At 39.9% G+C, this 12938-nt stretch carries 14 protein-coding genes and 1 tRNA gene; 4 read left to right on the plus strand and 11 right to left on the minus strand.

What is annotated here, in order from left to right:
* Nucleotides 1-5 precede the first annotated feature (5 nt).
* From SFB89_RS10950 to fdhF, 6 genes are read right to left on the minus strand one after another with little or no spacing between them, the layout of a single operon-like run.
* Nucleotides 6-1490 (minus strand): hydrogenase 4 subunit F, encoded by a 1485-nt coding sequence (locus SFB89_RS10950; protein ID WP_331774728.1) that lies wholly within the window; start codon nucleotides 1488-1490, stop codon nucleotides 6-8.
* Between the two features lie 5 nt (nucleotides 1491-1495).
* A complete protein-coding gene (hyfE, locus tag SFB89_RS10955) occupies nucleotides 1496-2140 on the minus strand; it encodes a hydrogenase 4 membrane subunit (protein ID WP_331774729.1) in 645 nt (214 codons plus the stop codon).
* Nucleotide 2141: 1 nt separating this feature from the next.
* A complete protein-coding gene (locus SFB89_RS10960; RefSeq protein ID WP_331774730.1) occupies nucleotides 2142-3065 on the minus strand; it encodes a respiratory chain complex I subunit 1 family protein in 924 nt (307 codons plus the stop codon).
* Nucleotides 3066-3077: 12 nt separating this feature from the next.
* Nucleotides 3078-5042 (minus strand): proton-conducting transporter transmembrane domain-containing protein, encoded by a 1965-nt coding sequence (locus tag SFB89_RS10965; protein WP_331774731.1) that lies wholly within the window; start codon nucleotides 5040-5042, stop codon nucleotides 3078-3080.
* A gap of 18 nt (nucleotides 5043-5060) precedes the next feature.
* Nucleotides 5061-5630: a 4Fe-4S dicluster domain-containing protein gene (locus SFB89_RS10970; RefSeq protein WP_331774732.1), complete on the minus strand. Its 570-nt coding sequence runs from the start codon at nucleotides 5628-5630 to the stop codon at nucleotides 5061-5063.
* A gap of 2 nt (nucleotides 5631-5632) precedes the next feature.
* A complete protein-coding gene (fdhF, locus tag SFB89_RS10975; RefSeq protein WP_331774733.1) occupies nucleotides 5633-7870 on the minus strand; it encodes a formate dehydrogenase subunit alpha in 2238 nt (745 codons plus the stop codon).
* Nucleotides 7871-8165: 295 nt separating this feature from the next.
* Between fdhF and SFB89_RS10980 the strand changes: the two genes are divergently transcribed.
* Nucleotides 8166-8810: a Crp/Fnr family transcriptional regulator gene (locus SFB89_RS10980; RefSeq protein WP_331774734.1), complete on the plus strand. Its 645-nt coding sequence runs from the start codon at nucleotides 8166-8168 to the stop codon at nucleotides 8808-8810.
* A gap of 7 nt (nucleotides 8811-8817) precedes the next feature.
* Nucleotides 8818-9018 (plus strand): CPXCG motif-containing cysteine-rich protein, encoded by a 201-nt coding sequence (locus SFB89_RS10985; protein ID WP_331774735.1) that lies wholly within the window; start codon nucleotides 8818-8820, stop codon nucleotides 9016-9018.
* A gap of 16 nt (nucleotides 9019-9034) precedes the next feature.
* On the opposite strand, the gene SFB89_RS10990 is transcribed toward SFB89_RS10985, so the two are convergent.
* Together SFB89_RS10990 and SFB89_RS10995 are read right to left on the minus strand one after the other, a co-directional pair.
* Nucleotides 9035-9111, minus strand: a tRNA-Thr gene (locus SFB89_RS10990).
* Nucleotides 9112-9177: 66 nt separating this feature from the next.
* Nucleotides 9178-9888 (minus strand): SIR2 family NAD-dependent protein deacylase, encoded by a 711-nt coding sequence (locus SFB89_RS10995; RefSeq protein WP_331774736.1) that lies wholly within the window; start codon nucleotides 9886-9888, stop codon nucleotides 9178-9180.
* Between the two features lie 151 nt (nucleotides 9889-10039).
* Here SFB89_RS10995 and SFB89_RS11000 point away from each other — a divergent pair, with 151 nt between their 5' ends.
* On the plus strand, nucleotides 10040-10810 hold the full coding sequence (locus SFB89_RS11000) for an inositol monophosphatase family protein (RefSeq protein ID WP_331774737.1): 771 nt from the start codon (nucleotides 10040-10042) through the stop codon (nucleotides 10808-10810).
* Nucleotide 10811: 1 nt separating this feature from the next.
* On the opposite strand, the gene SFB89_RS11005 is transcribed toward SFB89_RS11000, so the two are convergent.
* Genes SFB89_RS11005 through SFB89_RS11015 form a run of 3 tightly spaced genes read right to left on the minus strand, consistent with a single transcriptional unit; the run spans nucleotide 10812 to nucleotide 12288 of the window.
* On the minus strand, nucleotides 10812-11390 hold the full coding sequence (locus SFB89_RS11005; RefSeq protein ID WP_331774738.1) for an isochorismatase family protein: 579 nt from the start codon (nucleotides 11388-11390) through the stop codon (nucleotides 10812-10814).
* 21 nt (nucleotides 11391-11411) lie between these two features.
* On the minus strand, nucleotides 11412-11846 hold the full coding sequence (locus SFB89_RS11010) for a YMGG-like glycine zipper-containing protein (RefSeq protein ID WP_331774739.1): 435 nt from the start codon (nucleotides 11844-11846) through the stop codon (nucleotides 11412-11414).
* Nucleotides 11827-12288 carry a hypothetical protein gene (locus SFB89_RS11015; RefSeq protein ID WP_331774740.1) on the minus strand — a complete coding sequence of 154 codons (462 nt, stop codon included), beginning with the start codon at nucleotides 12286-12288 and terminating at the stop codon, nucleotides 11827-11829. Before SFB89_RS11015 ends, SFB89_RS11010 begins: the two co-directional genes overlap by 20 nt.
* 130 nt (nucleotides 12289-12418) lie before the next feature.
* On the opposite strand from SFB89_RS11015, the gene SFB89_RS11020 reads away from it, so the two are divergent.
* Complete coding sequence (locus SFB89_RS11020) at nucleotides 12419-12928, plus strand: YbgA family protein (protein ID WP_331774741.1); 510 nt, start codon at nucleotides 12419-12421, stop codon at nucleotides 12926-12928.
* The last annotated feature ends 10 nt before the right edge of the window (nucleotides 12929-12938 follow it).

Raw genomic sequence — 12938 nt, forward strand, 5'->3', positions numbered from 1 at the left:
TCTCCTTATGAAGGTATTACAATTTTAACTGCATTTTGAAGCAGTGTTGTCCACTCAGGAACGGTACAAAGACCAAAAATCAATATCAGTGCAGCAAGTCCAACCAAAGGAAGATTTGCGCTCCATTCAACTTCTCCGGAGAGCACTTTGGTTCTGGGATCACCAAAGGTAGCAAGATTGTAGTGAGAAAAGTCTGCTATGAAAATAATGATCAAACCAATAATAAAAATTGTGACAGGAAATGCTAAACCCGTAGCGATTGATGTTTTGATCATCAAAAATTCACTCACAAAGATAGCAAAACCGGGTACACCAATCAAAGACAAGATTGAGATACAAAATAATATCGCGGTAATTGGTGCGATTCTGATGAGTCCCCCCATCTTCGTCATGTCACGTGTGCCATAAATTTTAACCAAGTTCCCCGTGATACAAAATGCCAATGCTTTTGTAACAGAGTGTGCCAATGCGTGAAAAAATACTGCGAACATTCCAAATATGCCACCCACGCCCATACCAAAAGCGATAACGCCCATATGTGCAACAGAGTGGTATGCGAACATTCTCTTGACATCATGCTGTCGTAACAAGAAGAATGCTGAGATCATGATCGTCACCAAACCACTGATAAGCATCATGATCTGGACATATTCAAATCCAACCATAGAGTTACCCACGATGGCGTAATATCGAATGAGCGCCAAAATAGCACATTTCAATAAAATCCCTGACAACATAGCAGATGCTGGTGCCGGACCTTCTGCATGAACATCGGGCAACCACGTATGGGTTGGAGCAAGTCCCGCTTTGGTGCCATAACCGATCAATGCAAATACAAAGATGAGTTTGAGGGCATCGGGATTGATTTCTTTTGCATGGGCCATTAACGTAGTCCATAGCATGATATCTTCACTATCGTGAACGACAGCATATCCTGCACTATAAAGTAATACCGTAGCATAAAGTGCAAAAGCCAAACCGATACTACAAATGACGATATATTTCCAACCGCTTTCAGTCGATCGCTTACCCTTGAAAAGTGCGACCATAAATACGGAAGATAATGTTGTTGCTTCGATTGCAACCCACATCAAGACAATATTATTAGAAAGGACAGAAAATGTCATCGTAAATACAAAAAGATGTGACAAGGCAAAAAACAATCGCGTGTCTTTGACATTAATCTCTTTTTTGTCTACTTCCCACTGCATGTATTTGATAGAATATAGATTGACTAATAAACCCGTTACCGCAATCAAAGAGATAAATACTCCTCCCACTGCATCGATAAAAAGCATTTTATTGACAGCATAATAGACAGCGCCATTTACCACGCTCATCACCGCTTTTAGCCCAATCACCGCTTCAATGATTGCACCGACGACATGGAGGGTGCTCAGTGTTTTAAAATTGTTTGGTGCAAACCAGATGATTGCTGATACAACCAGTGGCACCACCAAAAGTAAGATAATTAATAATTGCATATCCATCTCTTCTATCCTTTCAATTCTGTCGCTTTGGAAACATCCAAAGAACCGAAATACTTATAAAATCTCTCTGCCAATGTCGCCATAATGAGCACTGCAAAAATGGCATCGGTCAAAATTCCAAGTTCAGCAATCTCTGGAGAATTATATGCCATCACCGCTAATGAGAGGTGGATGCCATTTTCAAACATACAATAAGCCAATATCTGTTTGAAAGCAGAATTTCTAAGAATAAATCCAAAAACTCCCATCATAAAAAGTACAATAGAGGCTATCAAAGGGATGGATTCTTTGATCAAAGAAAACTCCATAAAGATAGGATAGATTGACATCGCAATGGCAAGTGAAAAGCCCATCGCAATGATAGGGCTAACAAAAAAGCCTTGTGTTGGTTCATCTTCATACACAAGTTTTAGTTTTTGAATCAAACGAAACAGTACAAAAGGGACAAAAATCACTTTTGTAACTGTCGCGATAATGGCCCAACCAAAAAGCTCTTCAGCATGATGTATCACACCTAGGTAATAAAAAACGGATACCAATAACATGGTTTGTATGATATAGGTATAAACAGATAATTTATACTTCCGCAATGAAAACACAAGTAACGATGTCACCATCATTAAAATTGATAATATACTGATAACATCCATCTTACGCTCCTACTATATATAAAATGAGTGATACAAATGATACGCCAAGTGCGGCTAAAGCATTAGATCGCATACTGGTTAACAATTTGTATCGTGGTCCAAAGTTATCAATGAAAACAGCAGCAACATAAAAGATACCCGCTTCTATGATAAATACGACCAAAGCTAAAATAGGATTTGAAAAATTCCATGGTTCGAAAATACTCAAAAACATACTGATCATGGCAAATTGTTTCAATATAAAACCCGCATGTGCGATGCCAAAATCTGAACCGGAATATTCGCCTAAAACCCCTTCTTGAAGCTCTTGTTCTGCTTCTGCCAAGTCATATGGATTTCTACCGCTCTCTACGTACATCGCCCATAGAAATGAGATGGATGCTACCGCAAATGCTGGGATGTGATATCCAATGACGCCACTTCGTACCATTTCTTGAATCGAAGCCAAATTGCTGGTTTGTGCCAACAACATGACCACCAACAAACTGGTTATCATAACCGGCTCTACAAAAACCGCCAACATTTGTTCGCGACTACCACCAACCCCAGCAAATGGGTTACCTGAATCAATGGATGCCGCACCAAAGATGAAGCGAAACATCGCACTAAGATAAACAATAATAAAAATATCAGAACAAGAACCTGCTAAAGTATTGGGTCCATACATAATTGGCATCACTGCCAATAATGCCGCGCCGGTACCAAACATAATGTAAGCACCATAACGGAATACCCAGTGTGAACACGCAGGCAAGGTTCTACTTCTTGTAAACAATTTAAAAATATCTCGATAGGTTTGAAAAAAATCAGGCGGTCCCTTACGCGCTTGTAATCGCGCGCGTAACACTCTAGCAACACCATCAAACAAAGGAGCTATTGCTGCAATTGCGACAACTTGAAAAATCATCCAAAATAAACTAATCATAATCTCGCCTCCTTATATCATTTGGCTAATGCCGATAAATGCACACAGCGCAATCAGCGTATACGTACAATACATGGAAGTACTACCATTTTGCATTGCCCCGATTTTTTTGGTTATATAGGCTATGGCATTAATCACCGGTGCATAAAACAAACCCCACCAAATATCATTAGGATGATCATTATAAATCACCGGTTTAAAATATCCTTGAGAGATTACTTTTGGCTTACTTCTGAATAACCATTCCATTAAGCGACGAAGATCACCGGTAAAAGGTCCCGCTACCATTTGCATGCGGCTACTGTATTTAAATCCACACGCCCAAGGATCCGTTTCTCTTGGTACGGTTTTATTCTTACCAAAGATGGCAACGATAATAAAAGGTAAAATCATAGCGCCGGTGATAACTAGAGTCACGATAGGTAAAGAAATCGTAGAACCAATTGGTGATGCGATATACAAGCTACCAGGAGCTACTTCATACAATCCGTGAGTAAAAGAGGTAACAACACCGACAATCTTAGCGGCAATCACATTAGCACCGATTCCAAAAACAAAACAACCCGCGACCAATAACATCATTCCAATTACCATCGTCAACGGTGATTCTTTTGCTTTGTCAAATATTTTCATATCTCTTGGAGTTCCTGCAAAAATAACTGCATATAATTTTAAGTGAATGACAACCAAGACACCCGTCAAGGCAAGTGCAACCACAGCCATTGAAAAAACACCCCGCTCAAGGATACTATTGCCAAGTGCGCCTTGCATCATGCCTTGATACGTAAACCATTCACTGACAAATCCATTCAACGGTGGCAGTGCTGCAATCCCCATGACACCCACAAACATACCCACAGCGGTAAATGGCATTTTCTTAGCCAAACCACCGAGGACTTCGATTTGTTTGGTGCCGGTTGCAAATAACACGCTTCCCGCACATAAAAATAATAAACCTTTGAAAATTGCGTGGTTCACAGTATGGTATAAACCACCCAAGAAGCCGATTGTCGCAAGTGCTGGAGAGTGAATAGCCAGACCATAAATCCCTGTACCCACACCTAATAAAATAATGCCGATGTTTTCGACTGAGTGATACGCCAACAATGCTTTGTAATCGTGTTGGATCAAGGCATAAAGCACGCCAAGTAATGAGGAGAGTGCACCAACCACAACGATAAGGATTCCCCACCAAGGCATGAGAGGCAACCATAAAGAGAATTTGATAATCGCAAAGATTGCCACTTTAATCATGACACCACTCATGAGAGCAGATACATTAGTCGGTGCTGCTGGGTGTGCTTGTGGAAGCCACACATGAAAAGGAAACATTCCCGCTTTTGAACCAAATCCAATAAACGCTAATATAAAAGCCAAACTAGCAAGCCCCGGGCTCAAAGTAACCGATGCAAAAGAGCTAAATTGAATTGACCCGGAGGCATGTGCCAATATCAAGAAAGCAGCAATGATACACATCGCACCGAGTTCTGCAATTCCTAGATATAGCATAATTGCTTTTAGTGACGCTTTTGAATCATTAAAAGCAATCAAGAAGGCAGATGCAATCGTCATACTCTCCCAAAAAATCATAAACCAAAACACATCAGAGGCACTCAATACCAACATCATTGAAACGATAAAGATATTAAATAACGCAGCCATCACGCCCAAATTTCCTCTCTCTTCATATTCAACACAGTACGAAATCGCATAAATCGATGACGCCAATGAAATCAATGAAATAACAAATGAGAAAAAATTTCCCAATGGATGCAATGTGAGACTTGGTTCATAAATGAGCCCAGACCACAATGTCACGACCTCAGTCGCTCCTAAATGTGCTGCAAAATAATATACCCCATAAGCCGAAGCGATAGCGGATATCCCAAATCCGACTTTCGCGGCCAATCGACCTTGCTTGTACATCAACAATGACACAACGCAGCCGATGAGGTATAGCATATAAACTTGTACCATCATAACTCCTTTTTTACATTACACATGGTGTCTCTTTGTTGTTTCAACAAAGGACGCGACGGTATTTTTTGCTTTTGCTTCGATGGTCGCTTGCGAATCAATAAACATCAATGCACCAGTAGGACATACAGCAACACAAGCAGGTCCATCTTCTCTTCCATTACACAAATCACACTTGACTGCGATACTTTTCGCACCAATTTCAGATTCTGTGGCGAGATTATAGTTGGGTTCCATATTGTAATTTACAGAAGGCATCTTTTCAGCTTCTGCTCGGATGGCACCAAATGGACACGCAATGGTACACATCTTACAACCAATACAAAGGTCTTCATAGACCTCAATATAGTTGTTTTTACCAAATCGCAAAGCGCCTACGGGACACACATTGGCACAAGGGGCATCGTCACATTGACGGCATTGATTTGGCATCGTACCCCCATCTACTCTCGATACAACAAGACGCGGAGTTGCAAGTTTTCCTCTCTCATAGGCTGACTCATAACAAGCAGCCATACAAGTAGCACATCCAATACAAGTCTCTGGATTTGCTATCACAAATTTATTAGTACTAGCACCTAGTTGCATCATTATCTCCTTTTCGCATAATTTTGTTGTGATGGATGCATCAATTCATCCGCTTTAATTCTGAAAGAGATAAATTCTTCTTCACTTAATCGTCGGATGCCAGCAATCGTCATTTTTAGAGGACTCATACCCGATAATGGATCTCTATCATCTGGGTTAGCCAATTCATTTCCATCGGCTTCGGCATAATGAAATGTTGTAAAAATAGTCCCATGTCGAAGGTCTGGATTGACCAATACTTTTGCTGCGATCTTGCCTCTTTTATTCTCAACCAAAGCATAACAGTTGTCTTCGAGGTTTTTATCATGAGCGATATCTTCACTCACTTCAATCACTGGTCCCATAATCCCTGCACCCATCTCCAATGCGCGACATTCTCGTGTCATCGTGCCGGTATGATAATGATAAACTTTTCTTCCGGTTGTAAACATACACGGATATTCTTCATTCACACGCTCACTCACAGCTCCGGAACCCACAGGATAATCATCAGGAATATTCAAGGTTTCTCGTAACTCTTTTTCAAGTCGTGCTCTTTGTGTTTTGTCTTCTGTATAAATAACCGGTGCTAATCTGAATTTTCCATCCGGCAACATCGATTTGTTGTCGCTGTATAAATCAGGAGTACCGGGATGGTCTTCAGTCGGACAAGGCCACGTCACACCATTTTCTTTTTCAAGTCTGGCATAAGATATTCCGCCATAAAATGGAGGATGGACTTTTCTAACTTCATTCCAAATCTCTTCTACTCTCAAATAATCAAATCCCTTAAGCCCGATTCTATTGGCGATATTTGCAATCACTTTCCAATCTGCTTCCAAACCAGCGGCTGGTGCGACTGCTTTTCTGACAAGCTGAACTCTTCTTGCGGTATTAATAAACGTACCATCTCGCTCACCCCAACTCGCAGCCGGTAATACGACATCTGCTCTTTGCGCTGTTTCTGTGAGGAAAATGTCTTGTACGATAAAGGTATCAAGATAATCAATCGCATGGACAAAGTGTTCAGTCCATGGATCACTCATCACAGGATTTTCTCCAAAAACATAGAGAAGCTTGACATCACCCTCTTCGATTCTATGTGGGATTTCCGTCAATTGATAACCAACTTTATCACTGATTTCATAACCCCAGATCTCTTTGATGTGTGCACGAACATTCGCATCTGTCACAGGACCATTTGGAACGATATTTGGCAAGGCCGCCATATCACAAGAACCTTGTACGTTGTTTTGTCCTCTTAGTGGATTGACACCCGCACCTTTTTTACCAAGATTTCCTGTAAGAACTGCAAGATTTGCAGCGGAGTAAATGTTAGATGTACCATCTGTGAATTGTGTCATACCCATGGTATAACAAAACGCAGCGGCACCGGCTTTGGCATACATTTCCGCAACTTCTACCACGGTACTTGCCAAAATCCCTGTTTCTTTTTCAACACGCTGTGGTGTAAAATCTTTAACAGCATATTTTAGATATTCAAAACCAACACTGTATTTTTCTACAAATTCTTTGTCATATAAATCATTTTCAATAATATGATTCATCATGGCATTTAAAAAAGGAATATTGTAGCCAGTAGGTATTTGAACGTAGATATCTGCTTTTTTAGCCATATCTGTTTTTTTAGGATCGATTACGATCATTTTCGCACCGCGCTCAACACCGCGCAACATTTGCATGGCGATGATAGGGTGACATTCACTTGTATTTGTTCCCATCAAAAACAATACATCACTATCGGTTGCAAATTCTGTAAAATCGTTTGTCATGGTGCCATTTCCCAATGTTTTAGCCAAACCGGCTACTGTAGGACCATGTCAGAGACGAGCGCAGTGATCTATATTGTTTGTACCTAATACTCTAAAGAGTTTTTGAAAGACATAATTATCTTCGTTTGTGCAACGAGCTGAAGAAAAACCCGCAATGCTATTTGCACCATTGACTTCGACTGTTGTTTTCATGCGTGAGGCTACAAAATCATAGGCCTCATCAAAACTCACTTCAACCAAATCGCCGTCTTTTGAAAAAACGCCGTCTTTTTTCCGGATGAGAGGTTTTGTGATTCTTCTTGGAGAATTTATAAATTCCCAGCCAAATAAACCTTTCAAGCACAATTCACCATCATTAACATGGTGCCCTTTTGTTGGTTCTGCTTTGACGATTTTTCCATCATCAACAAACAGATCAATATTGCAGCCGGTGCCACAATAAGGACAGGTTGTTTGAAACTTTTCCATCTTTTCCCTTTCGGTGGTTTTTAAAATCAGAAAGCATAAAAGGCCTAAAATAAGGGATTAGCCTCAGATACTTTATAGAATTTAAGTGGAATATTATCAGATAAAGTTATTTGTGTCTGTCGCAAAACTGACATGTCGCAAATCTGACATGTCAGTTTTGCGACGAATTATAATTCAGAAAAAAGTGACATTTTTTATCTCAATTTTTTCACATTTGTGCTGATTTAAATCACTGATTTATGATATTGTTTAAGAAAAATAGATATAATAGATAGATACTAATAGAAGGCACAATATGATATCAAGTAGAATTCGAATAGACTCTGTCAATCTTTCCGCTGTTCTTTCAGAAGCTGAGTTTAAATCGATTCCTGTTAAAAAATTTAGAAAAGATAATATTATTTATGATGATGGAACGCTTACATTATATGTATTTAAAAGCGGTAGAGCAAAAGCGATTATTTATGAAGGCGATGAAGCATTTATTTTATACTATCTTACCACCAACAATATTATTATTCCAGAAGACTCTTGCGCTATTGAATTTACAGAAGATAGTGAGGTTTTTGTCATTGATGCTAATAAATTTTCTCATTTTTTTGAAAATAGCGCATTTGCCACTGCTGTCATCAACTCCTTAAAACAACGTGCTGTCATGGAGCGTAGAATTATCAAAAATCTCGCTTTCAAAAGTTGCAAAAATAGATTGGCCGCTTTTTTACTCGAGATTACGCTCTCACAAAACGGTGCCATAGAAAATGAGATGACCATTACGATGGACCTCTCTATCAAGGAATTATCTGCATTTATTGGCTCAAAACGCCAAACTGTTTCGACACTCTTTAATACCCTGATTCGAGATAAAATCCTCATTCGAGGTGAGGACAATCAATACATCGTCAACAAAGTTGAAAAACTCTACAAATGGAAAGTCAGCTAAGCCCTTCATGATGGAAGAGAAAATCATCACCTGCCCATATTGCTGGGAATCAATTCACGTCTATCTTGAACCGGATATTGGAGAAGAGAAGATTTGTATTATTGAAGATTGTTCTGTCTGTTGTCGACCGATTGAGCTCATATATGGTATAAAAAATGGCAATATAAAGCTTTATGATTATCATGAGATAGAAGGCAATCGCTTTTAGCCATCCGCCTCATATCTGGAGCTGATGGCGGGACTTGAACCCGCGACCTCTTGATTACGAATCAAGTGCTCTAGCCAGCTGAGCTACATCAGCAAATAAAGACCGCAATTATATCAAGGAATCTGTAATATTTTACTTATACAATCAGATTTTTAAAACTTATTTCAAAAAGGTTTCCACATCTGCTGCAATCTCATCAATCGCCTCACTTGCTTTTTTATAGAGTACCTTAGTATAAAGGCGGTCGTTTATAGCAGGACTCGGCTCTAGATTATTGAGGATTGAGATTTTGATGGTTGGATTTAAAAACATATCGGTATTAATGACATAGCCGCTTGTCCCAATCACAACCAACATTTCGCAATCATCAAACGCTCGGTACAACAGTTGATAATTGGGAGCTGCTTCACCAAACATCACAATATAAGGACGCACTTTATCACTGCCGCAAATCGGGCATTTTCCACCAAAACTCTGAGCGGTTTTCTGATAACCCACATCATAAACCTCTTGGCATCGTTCGCACTCTAAATTGGTCAAAAATCCATGAAGATGCACGACCTCATCGGCTTTTAATCCCGCTTTTTCAAACAAATTATCGACATTTTGTGTGATCACAGCAATCTCTTTGGGATACTTTTTTTTAAGTTTGGCGATGATTGTATGGGCATGATTTGGTTTTTTGTCTTTTAATTCGATTCTTCTTTGATCATAAAAATCTAACGTCTGAGCTCGATTACTCACCAAACATCCCACGGTGCAAATATCCTCAACACGATATTTTTCCCATAACCCATCACTGTCTCGAAACGTACTGATACCAGATTCAGCACTCACACCAGCCCCCGTTAAAATGATGACTTTTGACATCTTTTGCTCCTTTTGATTTTCTCATCAAATAGAGGTTTATTGTATAGCAAATCGATTTATATTCAAATAAATAACTCCATTGCATCATAGTATCATGATAAGAAGTTAATCATAACTTGGCTAAAATGACAAAAAACTTATAGGAAATTTTATGTTACGCTCACTTCAACTTTTCGAAATCGCACAAACATGCAAAGACCTCTTTATTGAGGGATTTTATACCCAAAAAGATATTCAATACAAAGGAACGGTTGATTTAGTCACACAATATGACAAAGAAATCGAAAAAAAGCTGACTCAAAAATTACAAGAAGTCTTTCCCATGTATACGGTGGTTGGGGAAGAAAATACTCAAACCATCACCTATCCCAAGCGTGCCATCTATCTAGACCCGATTGATGGGACGACCAATTTCGTACATGGCATCCCCCATTGTGCCATCAGCATCGGAATGTGGGAAGATGGTCTACCCGTTGCCGCGCTTGTTTACAATCCCATACTCGATGAGGCCTTTCGTGCCGATGTTGGAAAAGGCGCGTTTTTAGGAGAGAAACAACTTCACGTCTCCACCCAAACCCTACTCCAACAATCTCTCATCGCCACAGGATTTCCTTATACTAAAGTCAAAAAAGGGAAAGATTATCAATGGGTGATACAGTGCCTTAGTAATCTCTTGCCATTGTGTCGTGATATTAGGCGCTTTGGTGCGGCTTCTTTGGATCTTTGTTATTTAGCCAAAGGGACTTTTGATGCGTATTATGAGTGCAATCTCAAGCCTTGGGATGTGAGTGCGGGAGTGCTCATCTTACAAGAAGCCGGCGGTCGGTTCACTAATGAAAAAGCCCAACCGTACCGCTTGTCAGATCACATCATCGTCGCGAGTAATGGCCACATTCATGAGGCACTCTTAGCGCAACTTTGAGTTAGGATAATGTTTCGATTATCTCTGCTGTCGTCCCGCGCTCGCCGATTCGAGGGAAAATGTACTGGACGCTGTGATTGTGTGCCTCAAGCACGCGATCACTCATCGCATCAAGAGCAAAAGTAAGGTTATAACCCAATTCACTCGCTGCGCGTGCGGTACCCTCCACACCAATACTGGTTGAAATACCGCCTAAGACGATTCCGGTGATATTTTTCTCTTGTAATTTTCGGTGTAATGCAGTGTTATAAAAAGCATTCCATGTATTTTTGGTCACATAGATATCTTTGGGTTCTACCTCTAATACTGGAGAGATTTTCAAAAAGGCATCTTGCTTCACTTCGGTATCAAGTACTTGGCTCATATCTCCAGATACTTCGACGCGCACGCGTGTCCATGTAGCGCCAATGGGATTGACATTGACGATAACAATCGGCAATTTAGCGTGACGAAACGCGCGTATTAAACTATTGGCATTGGCAAGCAGTTGATCGATAGGATGTGCTTTTTCTCCCGCGATAATGCCTTGCTGTAGGTCGATTAAAACCAACGCTGTCTTTTCATCGAGTTTACTCATCATTATCATACTCCTTTATTCACTTCACTGAGGATACGCCACCACATTCACATTTTTGAGTTTATTATCAACGATGGTGTATTCAAGTTCAGTCCCTTGCATCAATCTTTGTTTAACATAACATACCAATCCATTGTCTAATGTCGTTTTATATGCTTCGATTTCATTGCCAGATAATGCTCCGATAATCCCACCGATTGCCGCACCGATTAGAGCGCCTTTGACATTATCGCCACCAACCAAAGCACCACCCACCGCACCGACGCCGACACCTGTGAGTACCGCAACTTGAGAATTATCGACGATGACTTTCTCTTGTGAAACGACATAAGCTTGATGAAAGACACGGGAGACTTTGTTGCCATCGGGAGTATTAACCGCCATTCCATTACTCGCACACCCACCAAAACCTAACAATGCACTGAATACTATTGCCACACTAATGATTATCTTTTTCATCTGTTTTCTCCTTATGATTGCCTCTACAAGAGGTATCTTTCATGATATTATTCCATTTTTTGTCAAACAGTTTCTTAACAAATTTTTCTTGATGCGGCACAATACAGTTGGAGCAATCTTGATGCAAGGCATCCTTACTCTCAAAAATCGCACCTTTTTTGTGATGAATACTGCAAAAGCTATAAAGTCGCTTTTCACCTACCTTGTGACTTCCCGTATCATCAAACCGAAAATAGGGACAAGCACACAAATAGCAGTTGAGTTTTTCCATATCATGACACTTTTTATTTTGAGCATAAAGGGGACAAAAATCTGGCTCTTTTTGTACCATATTGTCATAATCAAAATAGGTGATAATCGCCTCAATACTGTTGCCTTCAAGTTTCGCCATAATGGCAGCGTGTTTTTTGGAGTGCGCATCACACCATTGCTGATAGGTCATACATCCTCTTTAAACTGATTTTGTTCTATTGTAACACAAAAAATCAAACGAATATCAGAAAATTTCACAAACTAAATCCTCTTACATCATTTTATGCTACTATATCTTAAACAATAGCTAGGGAGTGACGATGCAAGAGGCATATCAAAAGATAAATGCAAATGACGACCAGCACAGGACGCTTGTAGCACAACAATCTTTGAATACCTTAATAGCAGCAGCCCCAAATATGAACGATTTGATTCAATTTCACCGAAATCACAAATTTTTCTTGCAATCAAAAGATGAGCGCCTTTATCGTGAGCTTGGATACATTGTCGGAAATCATGAGAACAAAAGCTTGCATGAGATAATAGCGCAGTATCAGAGCTGTTTTCACATAATCATCAAGAAAAAAACGACACTAAAACAAAGCGTTAACGCCGTACAACACATGGCAGGCTTTCTCAAAAATGACCTCACCAAAGCAGAAAAAACACAACTTCATCAACACATTGAAGAGGTTGCACAACAGCGTGACGCTATGAGTGCCATCTTGCGCACATTGAAGCGTTATGCTCGCAAATATAACAATACCTATCTTCTCAATCAGACATTGCTAAATCTCTGTTACCAAGAGGTGAAGCAACACAAAAGATAAGCTATAAAGA

It is taken from the genome of Sulfurospirillum sp. 1612 (assembly GCF_036556685.1).
Taxonomy (GTDB): Bacteria; Campylobacterota; Campylobacteria; order Campylobacterales; family Sulfurospirillaceae; genus JAADIZ01.

Excerpts from the sequence above, each read along its gene's own strand:
- SFB89_RS10950 (WP_331774728.1), bottom strand. The coding sequence starts at position 1,490 with ATGGATATGCAATTATTAATTATCTTACTTTTGGTGGTGCCACTGGTT.
- hyfE (WP_331774729.1), bottom strand. The coding sequence starts at position 2,140 with ATGGATGTTATCAGTATATTATCAATTTTAATGATGGTGACATCGTTA.
- SFB89_RS10960 (WP_331774730.1), bottom strand. The coding sequence starts at position 3,065 with ATGATTAGTTTATTTTGGATGATTTTTCAAGTTGTCGCAATTGCAGCA.
- SFB89_RS10965 (WP_331774731.1), bottom strand. The coding sequence starts at position 5,042 with ATGGTACAAGTTTATATGCTATACCTCATCGGCTGCGTTGTGTCATTG.
- SFB89_RS10970 (WP_331774732.1), bottom strand. The coding sequence starts at position 5,630 with ATGCAACTAGGTGCTAGTACTAATAAATTTGTGATAGCAAATCCAGAG.
- SFB89_RS10980 (WP_331774734.1), top strand. The coding sequence starts at position 8,166 with ATGATATCAAGTAGAATTCGAATAGACTCTGTCAATCTTTCCGCTGTT.
- SFB89_RS10985 (WP_331774735.1), top strand. The coding sequence starts at position 8,818 with ATGATGGAAGAGAAAATCATCACCTGCCCATATTGCTGGGAATCAATT.
- SFB89_RS10995 (WP_331774736.1), bottom strand. The coding sequence starts at position 9,888 with ATGTCAAAAGTCATCATTTTAACGGGGGCTGGTGTGAGTGCTGAATCT.
- SFB89_RS11000 (WP_331774737.1), top strand. The coding sequence starts at position 10,040 with ATGTTACGCTCACTTCAACTTTTCGAAATCGCACAAACATGCAAAGAC.
- SFB89_RS11005 (WP_331774738.1), bottom strand. The coding sequence starts at position 11,390 with ATGATGAGTAAACTCGATGAAAAGACAGCGTTGGTTTTAATCGACCTA.
- SFB89_RS11010 (WP_331774739.1), bottom strand. The coding sequence starts at position 11,846 with ATGAAAAAGATAATCATTAGTGTGGCAATAGTATTCAGTGCATTGTTA.
- SFB89_RS11015 (WP_331774740.1), bottom strand. The coding sequence starts at position 12,288 with ATGACCTATCAGCAATGGTGTGATGCGCACTCCAAAAAACACGCTGCC.
- SFB89_RS11020 (WP_331774741.1), top strand. The coding sequence starts at position 12,419 with ATGCAAGAGGCATATCAAAAGATAAATGCAAATGACGACCAGCACAGG.